This is a genomic window from Streptomyces sp. NPDC021225, assembly GCF_044332865.1.
In the GTDB taxonomy this organism is placed as follows: Bacteria; Actinomycetota; Actinomycetes; order Streptomycetales; family Streptomycetaceae; genus Streptomyces.
Genome location: NZ_JBIRPV010000020.1, coordinates 61,814 through 82,648, shown reverse-complemented (window position 1 = coordinate 82,648; position 20,835 = coordinate 61,814). Strand labels below are relative to the sequence as shown.

Annotated in this window: 23 protein-coding genes and 1 tRNA gene; 14 read left to right on the top strand and 10 right to left on the bottom strand. The window is 73.2% G+C overall.

What is annotated here, in order from left to right:
* Positions 1–65 precede the first annotated feature (65 nt).
* From ACH4S9_RS45100 to ACH4S9_RS45065, 8 genes are all read left to right on the top strand, one after another.
* Positions 66–2,777, top strand: a complete 2,712-nt coding sequence (locus ACH4S9_RS45100; protein WP_398377404.1) for a dolichyl-phosphate beta-glucosyltransferase — start codon at positions 66–68, stop codon at positions 2,775–2,777.
* Positions 2,774–3,412: a SigE family RNA polymerase sigma factor gene (locus ACH4S9_RS45095; protein ID WP_311729134.1), complete on the top strand. Its 639-nt coding sequence runs from the start codon at positions 2,774–2,776 to the stop codon at positions 3,410–3,412. The genes ACH4S9_RS45100 and ACH4S9_RS45095 overlap by 4 nt, the downstream gene beginning before the upstream one ends.
* A gap of 5 nt (positions 3,413–3,417) precedes the next feature.
* Entirely contained in the window at positions 3,418–3,939 is a 522-nt protein-coding gene (locus ACH4S9_RS45090; RefSeq protein ID WP_398377402.1) for a hypothetical protein, read from the top strand.
* Between the two features lie 81 nt (positions 3,940–4,020).
* A complete protein-coding gene (locus tag ACH4S9_RS45085) occupies positions 4,021–4,671 on the top strand; it encodes a hypothetical protein (protein ID WP_311729132.1) in 651 nt (216 codons plus the stop codon).
* Positions 4,672–4,790: 119 nt separating this feature from the next.
* On the top strand, positions 4,791–5,264 hold the full coding sequence (locus ACH4S9_RS45080) for a carboxymuconolactone decarboxylase family protein (protein WP_311729131.1): 474 nt from the start codon (positions 4,791–4,793) through the stop codon (positions 5,262–5,264).
* Between the two features lie 60 nt (positions 5,265–5,324).
* Positions 5,325–5,864 (top strand): GNAT family N-acetyltransferase, encoded by a 540-nt coding sequence (locus ACH4S9_RS45075; RefSeq protein ID WP_385346051.1) that lies wholly within the window; start codon positions 5,325–5,327, stop codon positions 5,862–5,864.
* Between the two features lie 23 nt (positions 5,865–5,887).
* Positions 5,888–6,343, top strand: coding sequence for a hypothetical protein (locus tag ACH4S9_RS45070; RefSeq protein WP_398377400.1), 456 nt, complete (start codon positions 5,888–5,890; stop codon positions 6,341–6,343).
* Positions 6,313–6,873 carry a hypothetical protein gene (locus tag ACH4S9_RS45065; RefSeq protein WP_398377398.1) on the top strand — a complete coding sequence of 187 codons (561 nt, stop codon included), beginning with the start codon at positions 6,313–6,315 and terminating at the stop codon, positions 6,871–6,873. The genes ACH4S9_RS45070 and ACH4S9_RS45065 overlap by 31 nt, the downstream gene beginning before the upstream one ends.
* Positions 6,874–6,899: 26 nt before the next feature.
* Here ACH4S9_RS45065 and ACH4S9_RS45060 read toward each other — a convergent pair whose 3' ends face one another.
* The 6 genes from ACH4S9_RS45060 to ACH4S9_RS45035 all read right to left on the bottom strand — a co-directional run bounded on the left by ACH4S9_RS45060 (position 6,900) and on the right by ACH4S9_RS45035 (position 10,207).
* A complete protein-coding gene (locus ACH4S9_RS45060; protein ID WP_311729127.1) occupies positions 6,900–7,631 on the bottom strand; it encodes an SLATT domain-containing protein in 732 nt (243 codons plus the stop codon).
* 199 nt (positions 7,632–7,830) lie between these two features.
* A complete protein-coding gene (locus tag ACH4S9_RS45055; RefSeq protein WP_311729126.1) occupies positions 7,831–8,145 on the bottom strand; it encodes a MazG-like family protein in 315 nt (104 codons plus the stop codon).
* A 27-nt stretch (positions 8,146–8,172) separates the two neighbouring features.
* Positions 8,173–8,649, bottom strand: a complete 477-nt coding sequence (locus tag ACH4S9_RS45050) for a GNAT family N-acetyltransferase (protein ID WP_398377395.1) — start codon at positions 8,647–8,649, stop codon at positions 8,173–8,175.
* An 8-nt stretch (positions 8,650–8,657) separates the two neighbouring features.
* Positions 8,658–9,248, bottom strand: a complete 591-nt coding sequence (locus ACH4S9_RS45045) for a DinB family protein (protein ID WP_398377393.1) — start codon at positions 9,246–9,248, stop codon at positions 8,658–8,660.
* Between the two features lie 58 nt (positions 9,249–9,306).
* Positions 9,307–9,801, bottom strand: a complete 495-nt coding sequence (locus tag ACH4S9_RS45040; protein WP_311729125.1) for a cupin domain-containing protein — start codon at positions 9,799–9,801, stop codon at positions 9,307–9,309.
* 34 nt (positions 9,802–9,835) lie between these two features.
* Entirely contained in the window at positions 9,836–10,207 is a 372-nt protein-coding gene (locus ACH4S9_RS45035; RefSeq protein ID WP_358846885.1) for a DUF4267 domain-containing protein, read from the bottom strand.
* Between the two features lie 122 nt (positions 10,208–10,329).
* Between ACH4S9_RS45035 and ACH4S9_RS45030 the strand changes: the two genes are divergently transcribed.
* The 5 genes from ACH4S9_RS45030 (at position 10,330) to ACH4S9_RS45010 (ending at position 17,058) form a co-directional block, all read left to right on the top strand.
* Positions 10,330–10,575, top strand: coding sequence for a DUF397 domain-containing protein (locus ACH4S9_RS45030; protein WP_398377391.1), 246 nt, complete (start codon positions 10,330–10,332; stop codon positions 10,573–10,575).
* A gap of 93 nt (positions 10,576–10,668) precedes the next feature.
* On the top strand, positions 10,669–11,973 hold the full coding sequence (purD, locus tag ACH4S9_RS45025) for a phosphoribosylamine--glycine ligase (RefSeq protein WP_398377389.1): 1,305 nt from the start codon (positions 10,669–10,671) through the stop codon (positions 11,971–11,973).
* Between the two features lie 329 nt (positions 11,974–12,302).
* The gene (locus ACH4S9_RS45020) at positions 12,303–14,099 is read left to right on the top strand and encodes a hypothetical protein (RefSeq protein ID WP_398377387.1); all 1,797 of its coding nucleotides are present in this window, start codon (positions 12,303–12,305) and stop codon (positions 14,097–14,099) included.
* A 192-nt stretch (positions 14,100–14,291) separates the two neighbouring features.
* Entirely contained in the window at positions 14,292–15,863 is a 1,572-nt protein-coding gene (locus tag ACH4S9_RS45015; protein WP_398377385.1) for a N,N-dimethylformamidase beta subunit family domain-containing protein, read from the top strand.
* A gap of 274 nt (positions 15,864–16,137) precedes the next feature.
* Entirely contained in the window at positions 16,138–17,058 is a 921-nt protein-coding gene (locus ACH4S9_RS45010) for a phosphoribosylaminoimidazolesuccinocarboxamide synthase (RefSeq protein WP_398377384.1), read from the top strand.
* Between the two features lie 59 nt (positions 17,059–17,117).
* Here ACH4S9_RS45010 and ACH4S9_RS45005 read toward each other — a convergent pair.
* Both ACH4S9_RS45005 and ACH4S9_RS45000 read right to left on the bottom strand, forming a co-directional pair.
* Positions 17,118–17,190 (bottom strand) — tRNA-Gly (locus tag ACH4S9_RS45005).
* A 72-nt stretch (positions 17,191–17,262) separates the two neighbouring features.
* Positions 17,263–17,898 (bottom strand): alpha-ketoglutarate-dependent dioxygenase AlkB family protein, encoded by a 636-nt coding sequence (locus ACH4S9_RS45000; protein WP_398377382.1) that lies wholly within the window; start codon positions 17,896–17,898, stop codon positions 17,263–17,265.
* Between the two features lie 76 nt (positions 17,899–17,974).
* Here ACH4S9_RS45000 and ACH4S9_RS44995 point away from each other — a divergent pair, with 76 nt between their 5' ends.
* On the top strand, positions 17,975–18,679 hold the full coding sequence (locus ACH4S9_RS44995) for an alpha/beta fold hydrolase (RefSeq protein WP_398377380.1): 705 nt from the start codon (positions 17,975–17,977) through the stop codon (positions 18,677–18,679).
* Positions 18,680–18,896: 217 nt separating this feature from the next.
* Here the strand turns inward: ACH4S9_RS44995 and ACH4S9_RS44990 are convergent, their stop codons facing one another.
* Positions 18,897–19,517, bottom strand: coding sequence for a response regulator transcription factor (locus ACH4S9_RS44990; protein WP_311729117.1), 621 nt, complete (start codon positions 19,515–19,517; stop codon positions 18,897–18,899).
* Positions 19,514–20,776 (bottom strand): sensor histidine kinase, encoded by a 1,263-nt coding sequence (locus tag ACH4S9_RS44985; protein WP_398377378.1) that lies wholly within the window; start codon positions 20,774–20,776, stop codon positions 19,514–19,516. Before ACH4S9_RS44985 ends, ACH4S9_RS44990 begins: the two co-directional genes overlap by 4 nt.
* Positions 20,777–20,835: the final 59 nt, after the last annotated feature.

Genomic DNA, 20,835 nt, shown 5'->3' with positions numbered 1-20,835 from the left:
CACACAACCTGCCGGGGGTCCGGCGTGGTCACCGTCATGTGCTGCACACTTCGCCAAGTCCTCTCGTGGCCCGCGGGCCCGCGTCCGGCACCGGCGCCGTCGATCTGACGGTCGTCGTGCCCGCGTACAACGAGGAGGACCGGCTGCCCGGGACCCTCGACGCGATCTGCCGCTATCTGCGCTCCTCGCCCGGCCGCCACGCCGAGTGGGAGCTGATCGTCGTCGACGACGGGTCGACCGACGCCACCGCGGCCGTCGTCCGCGACGCGGCCGAGACCGAGCCGCGCATCCGGCTGCTCGCGCCGCCCGCCGCCGCATCCCCCACCTCCGGTTCCTTCGCGCGCAACCACGGCAAGGGCCACGCGCTGCGCCTGGGCGTGCTCGCCTCGCGCGGGCGCCGGGTGCTGCTCACCGACGCCGATCTCGCCACCCCCATCGAGGAGTTGGCACAGCTCCACGACCGGCTCGACGCGGGCTTCACCGCGGCCATCGGCTCCCGCGCCCACCCCGACGCGCTGATCGAGGTGGACCAGCACCCGCTGCGCCGGCTGCTCGGCCGGGCGGGCAACCGGCTGATACGGGCGGTGGCCCTGCCCGGCTTCGGCGACACCCAGTGCGGCTTCAAGCTCTTCGACGGCGACCGGGCGCGCGCGGCCTTCGGGCGGTCGCGGCTCGACGGGTGGGGCATCGACGTGGAGATCCTGCGCACCTTCCGCCGCGCGGACTGGGCGGTCGCCGAGGTGCCGGTGCGCTGGGCGCACCAGGCAGGCTCCAAGATCCGCCCGCTGGACTACGCCCGGGTGCTCATGGACCTGCTGCGCCTGTGGCGGCGGAGCCTGGGGGAGCGGATACGCCCCGGCGACCGGGCCGTCCTCCTCGCTTATCTGCTGCTGTCGGTGCTGCTCTACAAGGGGCTGTGGGTGGATGTCGGCCACCGCTACCTCGTGGACAGCGGGCAGGACCAGAACCAGTGGGAGTGGTTCTTCGCGGTCACCGCCGACAACCTCTTCGGGGGATCCGGGCCCGGCGACCCGTTCTTCACCGAGCTCCAGAACGCCCCGCTCGGGGTGAACCTCATGGCCAACACCGCCATGCTCGGGCTGTCCGTCCCGCTCGCGCCCGTCACCGTGCTCCTCGGCCCCGGGATGACCTGGGCGCTGGTGCTGACCTGCGGGCTGGCCGGTTCCGCGGGCGCCTGGTACTGGCTGCTGCGCAAGCGGTTCGTACGCGCCCGCCGGGCCGCCGCGCTCGGCGGCGCCCTCTGCGCCTTCGCCCCGCCGATGATCTCCCACGCCAACGCGCACCCCAACTTCGCGGTGCTGTTCATGATGCCGTTGATCATCGACCGGCTGCTGCGGCTGTGCGAGGGCACCCGTGTCAGGCGCGACGGCGTGGTCCTCGGCCTCTTCCTCACCTACCAGGTCTTCCTCGGCGAGGAGGCGCTGCTGCTCGCCGCGCTGGGCCTCGTCCTCTTCGCGATCGGCTACGCGGCCGCCCGCCCGCGCGTGGCGCGCGCGGCGCTGCGCCCGCTGGCCCGGGGGCTGGCCTTCGCGCTCGCGGTGTGCCTGCCGCTGGTCGCGTATCCGCTGCTGTGGCAGTTCTTCGGCGACCAGAGCTACCACAGCGTGCTGCACGGCCCGGCCGGCAACTCACCGCGCGCGTTCACGGAGTTCGCGGGCCGCTCGCTGGCCGGGGAGGAGGCCACCGCCGACGCGCTCGCCATGAACCGCACCGAGCAGAACGCCTTCTTCGGCCTGCCCCTGCTCCTGCTGGCCGCCGGCACGGTGGTGTGGCTGTGGCGGGACGCGCGGGTGCGGACGCTCGGCTGGGTGGCCCTCGGGGCCTCGGTGCTCTCGCTCGGGCGCACGATCCCCGTGCCCTGGACGGGGATCGTGCTGCCGGGCCCGTGGCGGGTGTTCGCCGGCCTGCCGCTGTTCGAGTCGGTCATCGAGTCGAGGGTGGCGATGGCGGCGGTGCCCGCGCTGGGCATCCTGGTGGCGCTGGCCTGCGACCGGCTGTACGAGGAGGGGCGCCGCGCGGAGGGGCGTCGCGCCGAGGGGGGTGAACGGCTCTGGTTGCCGCGCATCACGGGGGCAGGGACCACCGGGCCCCGCATCACCTGGCTCCGAACGACCGCCTCGCAAACCGTCGGGTCCCTGACCACCTGGCTCGGAACCGCCAAGCCCCAGCTCACCAGGCCCCAGCTCACCAGGCCCCAACTCACCAGGCCCCAGCTCACCTGGTTCCGAACCACCGGGCTCCGGATCGCCGGGTGGGCCGCCGTCGTGGCCGCCCTGCTGCCCATCGCGCCCACCCCGTTCACCACCGCCGACCGCACCCCCGTCCCGTCCTTCGTCGCCGACGGCACCTGGCGCGCGCATGTCCCCGAGGGCCACACGCTCGTCCCCGTGCCGCTGCCCAGCCCTGGAAACGCCGAGCCACTGCACTGGCAGACCGTTGCCAAGATGGGCTTCCCGATCCCCGGCGGCTACTTCAACGGCCCCTACGGCCCCGACCGGACCGGCATCTACGGCCCGGAGCCCCGCTACACCTCCGCCCTCTTCGAAGAGGTCCGCCGCACCGGGAAGGTCCCGGACATCGGCCGCAAGCAGCGCCGCGCCTTCCGCGCGGACCTCGACTTCTGGCGGGCGGGCGCCGTGGTGCTGGCCCCGCAGCCGGGGGACGAGGCGCTGCGTGCCACCCTGGAGCGCCTGCTCGGGTGGCGGGGCGAGTGGATCGGGGGCCTGTGGGTGTGGGAGGTGCACGGAGAGGCATGAGGGGGAGGGCGGGGCACGGGGCCGCCGGTACGGCCGAGGACTGGACGAAGGACCGGGCCGACGACCGGGCCGAGGCCGAGCGAGCGTACACCGCGTACGTCTCCGCGCGGCTGCCCGCGCTGCGCCGCCTCGCGCATCTGCTCTGCAAGGACCCGCACCGCGCCGACGACGTGGTCCAGGCGGCGCTGACCAAGCTGTACGTCCACTGGCGCCGCGCCCGCGCCGCCGACGACCTGGACCGCTATGTGCACACCATCCTCGTCCGGTGTTTCCTGAACGAACAGCGCCTGGGCTGGGCCCGGTTCGTCCGGCTCTCCGGCGCCCCGCACGACACGCCGGGGCTGCCGCCCGTCGAGGGGGTCCCGGACATCGAGACGCGCACCGTCGTGCACACCGCGCTCTCCCGCATCCCGGCGCGGCAGCGCGCCGTGCTGGTGCTGCGCTTCCTGTGCGATCTGCCGGTGGCCGAGGTGGCCGCGGTCCTCGGCTGTTCGGAGGGGAATGTGAAGAGCCAGACCGCGCGGGGCCTCGCCCGGCTGCGCGGCCAACTCGGCGACCGGCCGCTGACGTCGGGGCCGTCAGGGCCGTCGGGGACCTCGGGGACATCCGTGGGCAAGCCCGTGGGGAAGGAGTAGCCGCCATGCGGGACGACGACGAACTGGCACGGGAGGCGGTGCGGCTGCTCGCCCCGCTGCGCGGGCTCGAACCGGGCCCCGGGGCGCCGGGCGTGGACATGGCGCGGGCGGTGCGCAGCGGCAGGCGCCGGGCGCGGGCGCGCCGGGCGGCGGTGCCCGTGGCCGCGGGGCTGGTCGTCGCGCTGGTGGCGGTGGCGCTGGCCCTGGTCGTACGGATCCTGCCCGACGGCCGCGACGCGCCGCCCGCGGGTCCGGGCCCGGTCCGCCCCGTGTCGTCGACGACCACGACCACGACCACCACCGCGACCGCGTCGCCCTCGGAGTCCTCGTCCGGGACGTCCGGAACATTCGAGACGTCCGGATCGGCGGAACCGTCGGGGTCGACCTACTCGCCGTCGACGCCGCCGCCGAGCACAACGGGGGCCCAGCCGACGGACACGGACACGGTCACGTCGCCGGCGAGCCCGTCCTCGCCGACGCCCCCCGAGACGACTCCAGTGACGACCCCAGCGACCACAGCCCCCTGACGTACGGGACTCTTCGCGCGGCGTACGGGGAGCATTACGCTGGGCCGACCATCGACCGTACGGATACGAGAGTGAGATCGCGTGGCATGTGACCTCTGGCTGGTCCCCCTCGTCGATGTGCTGTGCCACAGCCCCGACAACCCCTTCGCGGAGGAGATCGCGGCATACGACAAGGCGCTCGGTGAAGCCGGACTGCCGCCCGTGCCCGTCTTCGGCTATATGCCGGGGCTGTCCGGGGACGTCGCCCCGGTCGCGGCCTTCGACTACGACGCGCTGCACTTGCTGCGCCGCGCCTATCTGCTCCAGGTCTGCGGGCTGGCCGTCTCGCCGGTGGGCGAACTCGGCGGGGACTACGAGCAGTTGCTGGAGATGTTCGAGCCCACGGCCCAGCAGTCGCACCTGGTGTGGCACTACGACCACGCCGGCACGTATGTCCCCGTCGACTTCGAACGCCCGCTGTCCAACGACGAACTCCTCGAAGGCGGCGGCCCCCTGGGGTCGAGCCACGGCCTGCTGAGAGAGCTGGAGGCGGTCGCCCCGGCCCTCGGTATCGACCCCAACAACCCACCCGCCGCCCCGGCGCCCCCGGCCCGCCCCACCACCCTGGAGGAACCGGCGGAATCCATTCCGTACGAGGACGGCCCCTTCGCCCGTGAGCGCCATGTCTGGCTGGGCCTGCACGCGGCGGCCACGCGCAGCCTCGGCCAGGGCTCGATGATCGTCTTCAGCTGAGACCCGACCCATCACATGGATGTGGCGCACGTCACATTCATGTGATGGGTTCGGCCGTCACATCTCCTGAACCGCGTCCGTCAGTGCTGTGTAAGCGTCGACACGGCAAGGAGAACACCATGGACGCCCGTCTGAACTTCTACGGCAACCCCGTCGCGGCCAAGTTCGCGAAGTACATCAACTCCGCGGGCAAGGCCGTCAGCGACTCGACGCTGCCGGCCGCGACGCAGGAACTGGTGAAGATCCGCGCCAGCCAGATCAACGGCTGCGGCTTCTGCACCGACATGCACACTAAAGACGCCGCGCACGCCGGGGAGACCTCGGTGCGTCTCAACCTGATCGCGGCCTGGCGGGAGGCCAAGGTCTTCACCGAGGCCGAGCGGGCCGCCCTGGAGCTGACCGAACAGGGCACCCGCATCGCCGACGCCGCCGGCGGTGTCACCGACGAGGCCTGGGCGAACGCCGCCAAGCACTACGACGAGGACCAGCTGGCCGCCCTCGTCTCCCTCATCGCCCTCATCAACGCCTACAACCGGATGAACGTGATCATCCAGCAGCCCGCCGGCGACTACCAGCCGGGCCAGTTCGGCTGACGGGCCCGGGCACGATTTATTCGATCGCTCCGCGCTTGTGCGTCCCGTTAGGTTGGCGCGATGGCCGAGCTGCGTACTGATCGTCTTGTGCTCCGCGGGTGGCGGGACTCCGACCTCGAACCGTGGGCTGTGATGAACGCCGATCCCGAGGTCCGCGAGTACTTCCCGGACGTGCTCACGCGGGAGCGGAGCGAGGCGTCGGTGGCCGGGTTCCAGGCCGACCTCGACCAGCGCGGCTGGGGATGGTGGGCGGTGGAGGTGCGGGCCACCGGCGAGTTCATCGGGTTCACCGGGCTGGACCCGGTGGACGAGGACACGCCGTTCACCGGAGTGGAGGTCGGCTGGCGCCTGGCCCGCCCGCACTGGGGCCACGGCTATGCCACCGAGGCCGCCCTGGCGGCGCTGGACCACGGCTTCACCACCCTCGACCTCGCCGAGATCCTCGCGATAACGACGGCCACCAACCTCCGCTCGCAAGCGGTGATGCGCCGTATCGGCATGACCCGCGACCCCGCCGATGACTTCGACGACCTGACGGTGCCCGAAGGGCCGCTGCGTCGGAATGTCGTGTATCGGCTTCGGGCAAAGGACCGCCAGTAGGCTTTGTCCGAGGGGGATGCTTCATGAGGCTATGGGTGACGTTGCCGCCGGAGCAGGGGGAGCGGGTGCTCTGCGTGAAGACCGGCGCGGTGCTCATTCCGGGGACCGGACTCGCGCTGATCGGCGGACTGCTCGTCCTCACCAACCGCCGCCTCTACCACGGCCCGCTGAACACCAAGCTCGCGGGCCAGCTGCTCAGCACGGTGGCGGGTTCGGCGGCCCCGCCGGGCGTCGACAGGGCGATCGACCTGATCGTCGGCTGGTCGAACAAGGCGCGGGCCGTGCGGCTCGAGGACATCACGTCGGTCGGGGCGGCCGGCCGGACGGTGCTCCGTATCACCACGCGGGACGGCGGGCGCCGGCGCTTCGGCATCGCCGCCGGCTGGCGGACGCCGGTGTGGTCGCGGCACAACATCGCGCACCGCGACGAGATGGTGGCGGCGGTCCAGTGGGCGATCCAGCAGGCGGCGCGCGGTTGAGCGTCAGCGCGCTGGTGCACGCGGAGCTGGAGCGCCACGACTGGGCGGCGCTGAGCTGCGGCTGTGGTGAGTCCGCGGAACATGTGCCGTTGATGTTCGAGGCGATCCTCACCGCCGGGACACCGCGGCACATGATCGGGTACACCCTCGACAACCACCTCGAGATCGGCACCAACCTCTTCGAGGCGGCCGTGCCCGCCGTCGGCGTGATCCTCGCCGCGCTGGCGGGGGACCCCTCCCCGCCGGCCCGACGCCACCTCCTGGACACGCTGTGCCACCTGGTCAGCGGTGACTCCCACGCCACCGAGCAGGCGGCGGGACGGGCGGAACTCGGCGACGAGTGCCGCCGCAAGGCCCGCGAGGGCTACTGGCTGATCGCGCGGACCGGACTCACGGGCAGCGCGGACGACGCCGGGACGGCGGCGGACATCTGCGAGTTCATCGACCTGGACGACGAACGGTCCGGCTACTACCAGGCCCTGCTACGAGAGCGCATGAGCGCGAAGACCAAGCGCCGCCCGAGGGGTTGAGGCTGTTCTCAACCCTGGGCCCGGCCTCAGCGGGGCGGCTCCGGCGGGCGCTGGCGCGGCATGTTGGGCCGGGTGGCAGGGGGCATCGGGAAGCGGTTCGCGGGGCTTCCGCCGTCCGGGCGGGAGCCCTGGGCCACCAGCGCCTGGGTGAACAGCGGCGCCGAGCCGGAGCCGAAGTCCACCATCCAGCCGGCGGTCTCGGTCCGTACGAGCTCCGACACGTCCTCGCAGAAGCGGCGCAGCACGGCGAGGCAGCGCTCCACGGCCTCGGCCGCGGTGCCCTCGGTCGGGCCGAGCACCTCGCGCACGCTCTCCGACGCCCAGTCGAACTGAAGCGCCTCCAGCCGCCGCTGTACGGCCTGCGCCGTCGCCACGTCCCGCATCCATCCCGACGTCAGCCCGAAGAACCGGTCGCACCCCACACACGCGGCGGCGATCAGCAGCATCAGACAGCCCCACCCGGCCCCGCCGCCCAGCACCCCGTTCAGATCCAGCAGCGGCAGTATGGCCCCCACGACCCCCGTGACCGCCGCCCCCACCCGCAGCGCCCGCGCGATCCGCCGCTTCCATACGCGTTCGGTGAGATACCACCGCGCGACCTGCAACGCGCCTTCCTCGACCCACCGGTAGAGCTCGTCGAGACGCTCGGCGGGCTCCCCCCAGTCGCCCTGCGGGAAGGGCCGGCCGAGCAGGTCCCCCTGCTTGTTCGCCTCTTCCTGTCGAGGAAGCCCCTCGGGCTGCATCTCCGGCTGACTCACCCGTGGCACTCCCTCTGCGCTGAGGTACTCGCTACGCCTCCCTTGGCGCGCGGCTGATGCGGAACCACCTTACCTACCGCCGAACGGCTGGCCACGCGGCCGGGTTCGCGGGATAACCGCCCGTACGAGGGGCGTGATTCGGTATAGGAGCGTCCGCCCCCTCACCCGAAAGAGTGCCGGGGCCGACCCGGCGACGGTCTCACCCCAGCGACCGGTCGGCGACGTACGACACATGCTCCTCGAACCGCTTCCGCGCATCCGGGGTCAGGCTCGCCAGCGCGACCATGGCGGTCAGGACGACGTCGCACAACTCCCGCTCCACGTCGGCCCACGTGTGGCTGGCGCCCTTGCGGGGGTTGCCGCCCATGACGCCGTGCACCGCCTCGGCGACCTCCCCCGCCTCCTCGCTGATCTTGAGCACCCGCAGCAGGCGCGCGACCTCCGGCGATGCCGCGGCGCTCTCCGCGTCCAGCCATGCGACGAGCCGGCGGACGGTGTCCCAGGTCTCTTCCATGACCGGCGAACGTACCTGTCGCGACGGTCATCCGACCAAGGTGAGCACCACTTCGTCGATCTCCTCGCCCCGTGCGTTCGCGAAACCGCGCTCCCTGCCGGTCACCACGAATCCGCACTTCTCCAGGACCCGGATGGAGCCTGCGTTGTCCGCTGCCGCCCGGGCGAGCAGCGGACGCTCCGGTACGGCGCCGAGCAGCTCCCGCAGCGCGGCGGTGGCCGCCCCACGGCCCCAGTACTCCCGCCCGATCCAGTACGTGACCTCGCGCTCCTCGGGCGGACCGAACACCGCGGCGTGCCCGACGATCTCACCGCTTCCGCCGACCACGGTGCGGTGGGTGACCGCCGGGTCCTGGCGGTTCCGCGCCCAGTGGGCGTCGAAAGCGGCGCGGTCGGATGGGTCCTCGGCGGTGAAGGCCGCCATATGAATCCCCTCGGGCTCGTTCATCTGAGCCCAGAAGACGGACAGGTCGTCGTCTCTCACTTCGCGAAGCGCGATGTCCATCGGCGGGATCAGCCCCGCCCGGCTTCGTCGGCCACCCGCTCCAGACGGTCCCGGTACTCCGCCCACCACGACGCGTCGACCGACGGCATGTTGCTGCTGGCGCTCCGCATCCCGACGGCCCCGTCGATGAGCTCCCGGAGGATGTCGGCGTGGCCGGCGTGCCGCTGGAGGTCGCTCGTCACGTGCAGCACGATCTGGTGCAGCGTGACCTCCCTGCGCCCCTCCAGCCACCACGACACATGACCGGCCGCGTCGAGCGGCAGTGCCTCGATCGTCTCGTCCGCGTGCTTCCACGCGCGGTGGTACAGCCCGACGATGTCTTCCCGCGACTCGTCGGCGGCCGCCCACATGTCCGCGTTGGGTTCGGCGTCGTCCGCCAGCCAGGGCAGCGGCTCGTCGGCCGGCCGCCCGAACACCTCGCCGAAGTACGTCAGCTCCACGCAGGCGGCGTGCTTGACCAGCCCCAACAGGTTGGTGCCGGTCGGCGTCAGGGGGCGGCGGACGTCGTACTCCGAGAGCCCGTCGAGCTTCCACAGCAGGGCTTCGCGGGCGGAGCGCAGGTAGTGGTGCAGATTCGCTTTGAAGTTCGCTTCCGGCATGCGGGGAAGTCTCGCAGAGGGCACTGACAGCGCCGTGGGCTCGCCGGGCTCGGCGGTCTCAGGACCTGGCCCGGTCCCAGGTCGGGCTGGTGCGGAAGTAGGTGTCGTAGAGCTCCTGGACCTCCGCCAGGCTCTCCGGCGGCACCTTCCCGTAGGCGATGCGCTCCAGGTGGCGGAAGTACTCGAACCGCTCGACGCCGGGGGTGATGACGATGAGGATGTCGGCGTTGTGCCCCGGTGCGGCGGCGAAGGCGTGGGCCAGACCGGGCGGCACGATGACGAGGTCGCCGCGCTCGGCGGTCACGACCTGCTCGCCGGACAGGAGCTGGGCGGTGCCGTCCAGCATGTAGAACAGCTCGGCCGAGTTGGCGTGGTGATGCGGTCTGGCGCCGTCCGCGCCGTCGGTGAGCGTGACGCGTTGAGTGGACAGCGCGCCGCCGGTCGAGCCGCTGTCGGCCAGCAGCCGGATGGTGGTCGGGGCCTGGCCGATCACCTCGGCCTCCGCGGAGCGGACGATCACGGACTCGTTGAATTCCGGCACGACCAGAGACATCTGCGTAACTCCCTTGGGGCGAGACTGCTGAGGGTCAGACGGCGAAGAGGAGCGCGGCGCTGATGAGGACGACCACGGCGGTGGCGAAGTGGATGCCGAAGGCCGCCGCCTTGGTGCCGCCATTGCGCAGGACGATGAGGGTGTCGCCGAGCGGGGTGAGGGCGACGGCCAGCATGTACCAGCCCACGGCATGGACGTCCGCGAAGGCGAGCAGGGCGAGGCCGATCACGCCCGAGGTGAGGTCGCGCAGGCCCTTGACCGTCAGGTAGGCGGCGTCTCCGTGCTGCTTGGCGGGTACGCCGAAGCCGGTCGCGGCGGCCTGGGGGCTGACCAGAAACCGTGCGCCGATGAAGACGACGAAGAGGGTGAGGAAGGCGGCCAGTCCGTAGGCGATGGGCGTGAGCATGATTTCTCCCGTTTGCTAGCGGCGCTAGGAACATGGTCGACGCTATCAGGTCGCCGACCGGAAATCTAGCGCCGCTAGAAACCGGGCGCGGTGGACAGCCGCACCTGGATCATCATTCGTCCGTGGGCAGGGCCCAGCTCGGCCCGTCGGGCTTGCGCAAGGACGACCTCTACGCGATAGACCTGAGCGCGGCGCCGTGGCGCAAGTCGTCCTTCAGCGACGGCGGCAATGGCTGCATAGAGATGACCGATCTCCCACGCGGCGGCGTCGCCATCCGCGACTCGAAGAACCCGGCCTTCCCGGCCCTCCGCTACACCGCCGCCGAGTGGGACGCCTTCCGGAAAGGCGTGCTCTCCGGCGAGCTCTGAGCCGGGTCCGGTACGGCCCGCACGGCCGCCGCGAGGGGGCGGCCGGGCCCCCGGGGCCGGGGGGCGGGGCGGGGAGGCAATAGGCTGCATACCGTGAAGGTCCTCGTCATCGGCAGCGGCGCCCGCGAACACGCCCTGTGCCGCGCACTGTCCCTCGACCCCGACGTCAGCGCGCTGCACTGCGCTCCCGGCAACGCCGGCATCGCGGAGGTCGCCGAGCTGCACACGGTCGACGCCCTCGACGGCGCGGCCGTCGCCGAGCTGGCCGCCTCGCTGGAGGCGGAGCTGGTGGTGGTCGGCCCGGAGGCCCCGCTGGTGGCGGGGGTGGCCGACGCGTTGCGCGCGCGGGGGATCCCGGTGTTCGGGCCGTCCGCCGAGGCGGCGCAGCTGGAGGGGTCGAAGGCGTTCGCCAAGGACGTGATGGCGGCGGCCGGCGTGCCCACCGCCCGCGCTTACGTCTGCACGAACGAGGCCGAGATCGACGAGGCGCTGGACGCCTTCGGCGCGCCGTACGTCGTCAAGGACGACGGGCTGGCCGCCGGCAAGGGCGTGGTCGTGACCAGCGACCTCGCCGCCGCCCGCGAGCACGCGCTGGCCTGCGGCCGCGTGGTGATCGAGGAGTATCTGGACGGCCCGGAGGTGTCGCTGTTCGCCGTCACGGACGGCGAGACGGTGATCCCGCTCCAGCCCGCCCAGGACTTCAAGCGGGCCTACGACGGCGACGAGGGCCCGAACACGGGCGGCATGGGCGCGTACTCCCCGCTGCCGTGGGCGGACCCCAAGCTGGTCGACGAGGTGCTGGCGACCGTGCTTCAGCCGACCGTGGACGAGCTGCGCCGCCGGGGTACGCCGTTCGCGGGGCTGCTGTACGCGGGTCTCGCGATCACCTCGCGCGGGGTGCGGGTGATCGAGTTCAACGCGCGCTTCGGCGACCCGGAGACCCAGGTGGTGCTGGCCCGGCTGAAGACGCCGCTGGCGGGTGTGCTGCTGGCCGCCGCGACCGGGCGGCTCGACTCGCTGGCGCCGCTGCGGTGGAGCGACGGCGCGGCGGTGACGGTCGTGATCGCGTCGCACAACTACCCGGACACGCCCCGTACGGGTGACGCGATCACCGGCCTGGACCAGGTGGCGGAGCAGGACGGGCCCAAGGCCTATGTGCTGCACGCGGGCACCAAGCGGGACGTTGCCTCGGGTGACGTGGTGAGCGCGGGGGGCCGGGTGCTGTCGGTGACCGCGACCGGCTCCGACCTGGCCAAGGCCCGCGAACGGGTGTACCAGGCGGTCACCCGGATCGGCCTGGACGGCTCCCACCACCGCTCGGACATCGCCGCCAAGGCGGCGGCGGAGGCGGCGGCGGAGGCGGCCGTGGAGGCGGGGCCCGGGGCGGCATCGGCCTGAGGCCCGGTCGAGAAGGGTTGGAGAAGGGATTGAGGAGCGCTCGAGTAGAGCCTGTGGTCGTCCAGAAAGCTCCTGGAGAAGTTCCCGGTTCCGACCAAGGCCATTCCATCGGGTGAGCCCTCCCGGCATCCTGCTGACGCACGCACGGGGCCCCAACTAGTGTGCCGCTCAGGCGCGGTGCGGCAACTGGCCCACCGGCATTGCGGCGCGGGCGGCCGGTGCGACAGTGGGGTGGGTAAGGGCACAACACCGCCGTCGTCCGCTGTTCGAAGATCGGCTGGACAGCAGGGGGTGATGGAACCGTGGCAGGTCCGGAAGCAGGCGCAGAAGTGGCGCGCGCTCGCGCCCTCGCGGTGCTGCGGATCCGGAGCACCGCGCTCGCGATCGCGCTCCTCCCGGCGGCGGCCGCCGTCGTACTGCTGGCCGGGGGCGCCACCGGCCGGATCGGCGGCTCCCATGACGAGGGCTGGACCGCCGTCCGCTGGGCGGTGGTCGGCGGCGCCGTGGTGGCGCTGCTGCTGGCGGCCGCCGTGGCGGCCGTGGTGGTCCGGGCCAGGCCCGCGCTGAGCCCCACCGTGCCCATCCCCGAGGAGACGGCCCCTGACCTCTATCGCCTGGTCCGCGACCTCGCGGACCGGCTGGAGGTGCCCGCCCCGTCCGCGATAGCGCTCACCCCGGACTGCGACAGCTGGCTGGAGGACCGTACGCACCGGGCGCACAGCCCCCGCGGCAGTGGTGCGGCCGCGGCGGAGCGCGTGCCGACCGGTGCGGCGGTCCTCGGGAGAGGCGAGCGGCGGGTGCCGCAGCCGCCCGTGCTGGTGATCGGCTCGCCGTTCCTGTGGTGGATGCGCGTCGCCGAGCTGCGCGCCCTGCTCGCGCCCGTGGTCGCGGGCACCGGCCCCTCCACGCACCCCGACATAGCGGCCGCCCGCCGCTTCGTCCGCGGCCTGGACGCCGCCGTGGCCGTCGCCGCCCACGGCGGGGGCCATGGCTCGGGCCACGGCGCGGGCCCGGCCCTCGGCCGGGCGGTGCGCCGCCCCGCCCTCGCCTTCCTCGGCTGGATCGCGCGGCTGCTGCTGCGCGGCTGCCGGGACCACGCCGCCGTGATGGAGCGGGCCGTCGCCGCGGCCGCCTCCGAGCGCGCCCAGACGGTCGACTACGGCCTGCGGATCGTGGCCCAGGAGCAGGTGGGCCTGGCGTACGCGGGGTGGGACCGGCTGCTGACCAGGGTCGCGCTGCCCGCGTGGCGGATGGGCCGCTGGCCGTCCCGCCTGGACGCGGGCGTGGTCGCGGCCCTCACCGAGCTCTCCCGCCGCGACCGGCTCGCCGAGGGGTTCACCTCCCGGCTCAGCGAGCGTCCTGCCTGCGACCTGCTTGAGGAGCCGGGCGTGATCGACGAGGCGACGTCCCTGCTGGCCGCCCGGCTGTTCCACGGCGGCCCGAGCGAGCCTGGCCCGGACTGGTCCCCGGTCGACTGGGGCGAGTATCCGGAGGAGGTCGTCGACCGCAAATGGCGCGTGGAGGCCGCCCGGCTGCACCGCGTCCTCGACGAGCAGGCCGGCTCCGGTGGCGGCGGACGAACGGGCTCCGCGGCGTCTGGAGAGGCGGCCACAGGGGCGGGCCCCGAGCCCGCCGCGCCCACCCTCGCCCGGGTCATGGACCGGCTGACCGCCGCTCCCGACCTCGCCCCGACCGGGCGGCTCGGCGAGGAGGTCGCCACCTGGCTCAGTGTGGAGCTGGCCCGTGAGGAGGCCGTCCGCCGGGCGGCCACCCGGGCGGCGCCCGGCCAGACGGCCGGGGTGCGTACGGGGGAGGGGCCGGGCTCCGGCGGCGACCCGTGGATCGACGGCTTCGCGCCGCTGTTCCCGCTTCAGCCGCCCCGCAGCGGCCGCGAGCTGCTGGCCGACCATGTCACGGCCATGGTGTGCTGCGCCGCCATAGACACCGCGGGCGCCGCGCCGGGCCTCGACTGGCTGGACGGGCCCGCGCTGATGATCGGCGGGCGGCGGCGGGCGGATCTGGCGCACCCGGTGCTGAGCCTGGTCGAGGACGGCGACGCCGAGCCGCTGCGCGCCTGGCTCGGCGAGGCGGGCGTGCGGCCGGAAAAGCCGGTCCGGCTGGTCTGACGGCCGGGCGTCACGGACCGAGCACCTCAGCCCGGTAAATCAAGGGCCGACCGGATGAAACCCGGACGTGAACGCTCCGGGTCTGGGTTCGGCAAAGTCGCGACGATCAGTGACTGAGTGGGTGCGTAATGTGATGTCCTGGGGTGGTGGTGGCTACAGGCCGCCCGGGGGAGGCAGGGAGGGGAGCCAGTCGTGGACGACGTCACGGAACCGGTCCGGCGCTGGGAGTCGGGAGCGCTCGCACACGCGGTGACGGATCCGTTCGGCCAGGGCCCGCTGCCCTGGCTGCGGGGCAGGCAGACCTACTTCAGCGAGACGGGCCGCCTGGTTCCCTGGTACGTGGAGCACGACCCGGCCACGGGGGCCCTCGGCACCACGGGAGCCACCGGGGCCACCCGAACCCCCCGGACGTTCGAGATGACGGGCGTCGGCGCCGGCGTCGGCCCCGGCGAGGCGGCCGACCCGGGCCCCGGCCATATCCCCTCCACCCGCACCGCCGACGACATACACCGCCAGATCAAGGGCTTCACCTCCGCCTCCGCCGCCGCCCCCGGCGAGGCCATCGACTTCCGGATCACCGTCGACCCGCCCCAGCAGTTCAGCGTCGACGTCTACCGCGTAGGCCACTACGGCGGCGACGGCGCCGCGAAGATGACCAGCAGCCCCCGGCTGTCCGGCATCGTCCAACCGCCCCCGCTCGCGGCCGACCGCACCGTCTCCTGCCACCACTGGTGGCTGTCCTGGCGGCTCCAGATCCCCTCGTACTGGAACCCCGGCGCGTATGTCGCCGTGCTGACCACCGCCGACGGCTACCGCAACCACATCCCCTTCACCGTCCGCGACCCCCACCCCGCCGACCTCCTGCTCGTCCTCCCGGACATCACCTGGCAGGCGTACAACCTCTACCCGGAGGACGGCCGGAGCGGCGCCAGCCTCTACCACGCGTGGGACGACCGCGGCCGGCTGCTCGGCGAGTCCCAGGCGGCGGTCACGGTCTCCTTCGACCGGCCGTACGCGGGCGCGGGGCTGCCGCTGCACGTGGGCCACGCGTACGACTTCATCCGCTGGGCCGAGCGGATGGGCTACGACCTCGCCTACGCCGAGACCCGCGATCTGCACGCGGGCCGCGTCGACCCGGCCCGCTACCGCGGGCTGGTCTTCCCCGGCCACGACGAGTACTGGTCGGCCCCGCTGCGGCGCGCCGTCGAGGCGGCCCGCGACGCCGGCACCTCGCTGGTCTTCCTCTCCGCCAACACCATGTACTGGCAGGTCGGCCTCGCGCCGTCGCCCTCCGGCCCGGACCGCCTGCTGACCTGCCACAAGCGCCGCGGCCCCGGCCGCTCGGCGCAGTGGCGGGAGACCGCGCCCGAGCAGCAGCTGCTGGGCATCCAGTACGCGGGGCCGGTGCCCACGCCGTCCCCGCTGATCGTCCGGAACACGAGCCACTGGCTGTGGGAGGCGACCGGCGCGGGCGAGGGCGACGAACTGCCCGGCCTGGTCGCGGGCGAGGCCGACCGCTACTTCCCGCGCACCAGCCTGCCCGGGCATCTGCGCCGGATCCTGCTCGCCCACTCCCCGTACCGGGACGCGGAGGGCGTCACCCGGCACCAGGACACCTCCCTGTACCGCGCGCCCAGCGGCGCCCTGGTCTTCGCGTCCGGCACCTTCGCCTGGACCCCGGCCCTGGACCGCCCCGGCCACACCGACGTCCGGGTGCAGCGCGCCACCGCCAACCTCCTGGACCGCATCTGCAAACGCGCCTAGGGGTGTCCGACGGATCTTTTCCCCTACCCGCCCCTTCCCGCGGTGTCGATGTGCGGCGGAGCCCCGCGCGGCGGAGCCGCATATCGACAGGGGCTCGACAGGGGCTCGACAGGGGTCGGGAAGGGGCGGGGTGGGGGAGGAGCCCGCCGCAGGCGTCAAGATTGGCCGGACACCGCCGAAGCCCCAGGCCACGCCTGGTGCGCCCCGCGTCGGCCGCGTGGTGGGGCGTGGGGCAGAATCGTGGGGGTCTTGGACAAACCCACCAGGAGGAACCGTGTCCGGATTCGTGGAGAAGCCCGAGCCGGTGGAGGTGCCAGGCCTTGTGCACCTGCACACAGGCAAGGTGCGCGATCTCTACCGGAACGAGAAGGGCGACCTCGTCATGGTCGCCAGCGACCGGATGTCCGCCTACGACTGGGTGCTGCCGACCGAGATCCCCGACAAGGGCAGGATCCTCACCCAGCTCTCCCTCTGGTGGTTCGACCAGCTGGCCGACCTCGTGCCCAACCACGTCCTGGCCACCGAGATCCCCGAGGGCGCCCCCGCCGACTGGGCGGGCCGCACCCTGGTGTGCCAGTCGCTGAGCATGCTCCCGGTGGAGTGCGTGGCCCGCGGCTATCTGACCGGCTCGGGCTTGGCCGAGTACCGGGAGGACCGTACGGTCTGCGGGATCGCCCTCCCCGAGGGCCTGGTCGACGGCTCCGAGCTGCCCTCCCCGATCTTCACCCCGGCCACCAAGGCCGAGGTCGGCGAGCACGACGAGAACGTGTCGTACGAGGAGGTCGCCCGCCGGGTCGGCACCGAGACCGCCGCCCAACTGCGCCAGGCCACGCTCGCGGTCTACAACCGGGGCCGTGACATCGCGCGCGACCGGGGCATCATCCTCGCCGACACCAAGTTCGAGTTCGGCCACGCCCTGGCCGAGGGCGGCGCGGACGGGCATGAGCTGGTCCTCGCCGACGAGGTGCTGACCCCCGACTCCTCCCGCTTCTGGCCCGCCGACGAGTGGCAGCCGGGGCGCCCGCAGTCCTCCTTCGACAAGCAGTTCGTCCGTGACTGGCTGACCTCCCCGGCCTCCGACTGGGACCACCGCGGCGAGCAGCCGCCGCCCCCGCTGCCGGCGGAGGTCGTGGAGCGGACGCGGGCGAAGTACGTGGAGGCGTACGAGCGCCTGACCGGCAGCCGCTGGGCCTGACGGCCGGGCGGCGGCACGACGAAGGCCCTGGCCGATGTGGCCAGGGCCTTCCTCACAAGAGCGGACGACGAGGCTCGAACTCGCGACCTCAACCTTGGCAAGGTTGCGCTCTACCAACTGAGCTACGTCCGCATGCGCGGACGAATTCCGTCCGGCGCGCCTCCACTATAACCAAACCCGAGACGAGGGAACTACCTCGTGCCGTCAGGCGACGTCGTGCGGCCGGAACTGGATGCTGATCCGCGGCCCCGTGGCCCGGGTGCTCTTGGGGATCGCGTGCTCCCAGGTCCGCTGGCAGGAGCCGCCCATCACGATCAGGTCGCCGTGCCCGAGCGGCCGCCGCACGGTGGCCCCGCCGCGGCGCGGGCGCAGCACGAGGTCGCGGGGGGCGCCCACGGACAGGATGGCGACCATCGTGTCCACCCGGGCGCCCCGGCCGATCCGGTCGCCGTGCCAGGCCACGCTGTCCCGGCCGTCCCGGTAGTAGCAGAGCCCGGCCGTGGTGAACGGCTCGCCCAGCTCGGCGGCGTAGTGAGCGGAGAGCGCGGCCCGTGCCTCGCCGAGGGCGGGGTGCGGCAGCGGGTCGTCGGCGCCGTAGAACGCGAGCAGCCGCGGTACGTCCACGACCTGGTCGTACATAGGGCGCCGCTCCGCTCGCCACGGCACCTCGTCGACGAGGTGCGCGAACAGGGCGTCCGCCCCGCTCAGCCATCCGGGCAGCAGATCGATCCAGGCCCCGTCGCCGAGCGCCGTCCTGCGCATATCGCCCAGCGGGCCGAGACGGATGTCGTCGGCCTGGTCGAAGAGCGAGCCCTGGAGGCCTCGGGGGTACGAGGGCATGCGTCCAGGATAACCGGCCACCCGAATGTCTGTGCGATTAGCTGCGCGCCGTCGACTCCTGCGCTACGTTCCCCGCATGGCTGAATTCGTGCTGGTGTCGGGTGCGTGGCTGGGGGCGTGGGCGTGGGACGAGGTGGTCCCGGAGCTACGGGCGGCGGGGCACGGCGCCCATGCCCTGACGCTGTCCGGGGTCGCCGAGAAGCGCGGGGTGCCCGCCGGGCAGCAGACCCACGTGGCGGACATCGTCGACGAGGTCGAACGCCTCGACCTGCGTGATGTCGTCCTCGTCGGGCACAGCTACGCCGGCATCCCGGTCGGCCAGGCCGCCGAGCGGATCGGCGACCGGCTGGCCCATGTGGTCTTCGTCGACTCCAACGTGCCGGCCGACGGCGAGTCGTTCGTCTCCGGCTGGGCGGACGGGCGGGCGGCGATCGAGGCCTCGATCGCCGAGACGGGCGGCTTCTGGGCGCCGCTCCCGGCGGACGACTTCGCCGGCCAGGGCCTCACGGACGAGCAGATCGCCCGCATCGTCGACCGCGCGACCCCGCACCCGGGCGCATCCCTGACCGAACCGGCCCACCTGTCCCGCCCGCTCACCGAGCTCTCCGCGACGTACATCAAGTGCCTGCTCGACTGGCCGCAGCCGAGTGACGACGTGGCCGAGCTGCTGAAGAGCGAGCGCTGGCGGCTGGTCGAGATGAACACCGGCCACTGGCCGATGCTCTCCCAGCCCCAGGAGCTGGCCGGCGTCTTGTGCGAGTCGGCGGAGCCCGCGCGCTAGCGGGCCCCGGGCTCTCTTTCCGCCCGCTCCTCCCCGGCTCCAGTCGATCTACGGCTCCGCCGCGTGGTGGGCCCGGCCCCCAGGCCTCGGGGTCCAGGCCTCGGGGTCCAGGCCTCGGGGTCCAGGCCTCGGGGTCCAGGGGCGGAGCCCATGGTTGTGGGAAGGGGCGGGTAGGGGAGAAAGCCCTGTCGCCGCGAGCCCGTGAGGCCGCCGCTCGCTAGATCCAGCCGCGCTCGCGCGCCAGGCGTGCGGCCGCGTGGCGGTTTTCGGCGGGGATCTTGGACGCGGCGGAGGACAGGTAGTTGCGGACCGTGCCCTGCGACAGCCCCGCCCGCTGGGCGATCTCCGCGATGGACGCGCCGTCCGCCGCCAGTTCCAGCAGCTCCGCCTCGCGGGCGGTCAGCGGGGAGTCGCCCGCGCTGATCGCGTCGGCCGCGAGGCCGGGGTCGATGTACCGGTTGCCGCCGTGCACCGTGCGGATGATCTCCGCGAGCCGCTGCGCCGACGCGGTCTTGGGCAGAAAGGCCCGTACCCCCGCCTCCAGCGCCCGCTTGAGGTGGCCCGGACGGCCGTGGCTGGTCACGATCATGGACCGGCAGCCGGGCAGCTCGGACCGCAGGGAGGCGGCCACCGACACCCCGTCCGCGCCGGGCATCTGGAGGTCGAGCACCGCGATGTCGGGCCGGTGTGCCCGGGCCATCGCGAGCGCCTCGGGCCCGGACGCGGCCTCCGCGACGACCAGCAGGTCCTCTTCGAGGGACAGCAGGGCGGCGAGGGCGCCCCGGATCAGATGCTCGTCGTCCGCGAGCAGCACGCGGATCGCGGAAGCCCCGCTCATACGCCGACCCCTTCAGACGTCTCGCGCGCCTCGCGCTCCTCGTGCTCCGTCAACGGGAGTTCGGCCCGCAGCCGGTACGTCCCGCCCTCCCCGGGCGCGGACCACAGCGTGCCGCCCAGCGGCACCAGCCGCTCCCGCAGCCCCTTCAGCCCGTGGCCCGAGGTACCGGGCGCCGACGTACCGGGTACGCGGGGTTCCACCTCAGGCACCCCGTCATTCTCCATGACCAGCACCGCCGCACGGCCCCCGTCCGTCGTCCGCCCCATCCCGACCCGCACCGTGCAGCGGGCCGCCTCCGCGTGGCGCAGGACGTTGGTCGTGCCCTCGCGCACCACCCACGCCAGCGCCGACCGCACCGCGGGCGGCAGCTCCGCGTCCGCGCCGTCGTCCGGGATCCGGTAGTCGATGTGGCAGTCGACGCGGGCCGCCCGCAACACCGATCGCGCTCCGGCCAGCTCCACTTGGAGATCCGCCTCCCGGTAGCCGCGCACCACGTCCCGGATCTCCTCCTGGGACTCCTGCGCGATCCGCTGCACCTCCACCATCTGCTCGGCGGCCTCGGGCCGCCCCCGCCGCGCCAGTTGCACCGCGAGCTCGCTCTTGAGCGCGATCACCGTCAGGTTCCGGCCCATCACATCGTGCAGATCACGGCCGAACCGCAGTCGCTCCTCCGCGACCGCGAGCCGCGCCTGCACCTCGCGGCTCGCGTCCAGCTCCCACATCACTTCCAGGATCCATATCGAGCTGCGGACCGAGAACGCGGACAGGGCGGCCATGAGGAGCACCGCCAGGGGGGAGGACACCGACAGGAAGACGCTCGCCTGCGCGACGGACAGCGCCGTGAGCGTCGCCGCGGCGATTCCCGCGTGCACCAGGGTGAAGGCGCGGACGGACAGCAGCAGGGGGCACGAGAGGGAGAACGGCAGCGTGTTCATCGTCGCCGCCGACATGAACGCCGAGCCTTCCGACGCACCGTCCACGATCAGCAGCGCCACCCCCGCGCACTGCCCTGCCGCCACCATCGCCCCGGCGAGCGCCAACAGCCCCCGCGGCGCCGCGCGCTCGCCCCGCCGGTGCTCGATCCCCCGCCGCAGCAGCGGAATCGCGAGCACGTTCTGGACCACCGCCAGGCCGAACTGCCCCCAGGCCAGCCCGTTCGCCGGTGCCTCCGACCGCAGTCTGTCGGGCAGCGGACCCGCCATGGCGAGCAGCATGATCCAGGGCAGCGCGTACAGCGTCCAGCGCGTGAACAGCTCCACGCGCACCACCTGCCGGCTGCGCCGCCGCCATCGCCGTATCACCAATCCTGTCCTTCCCC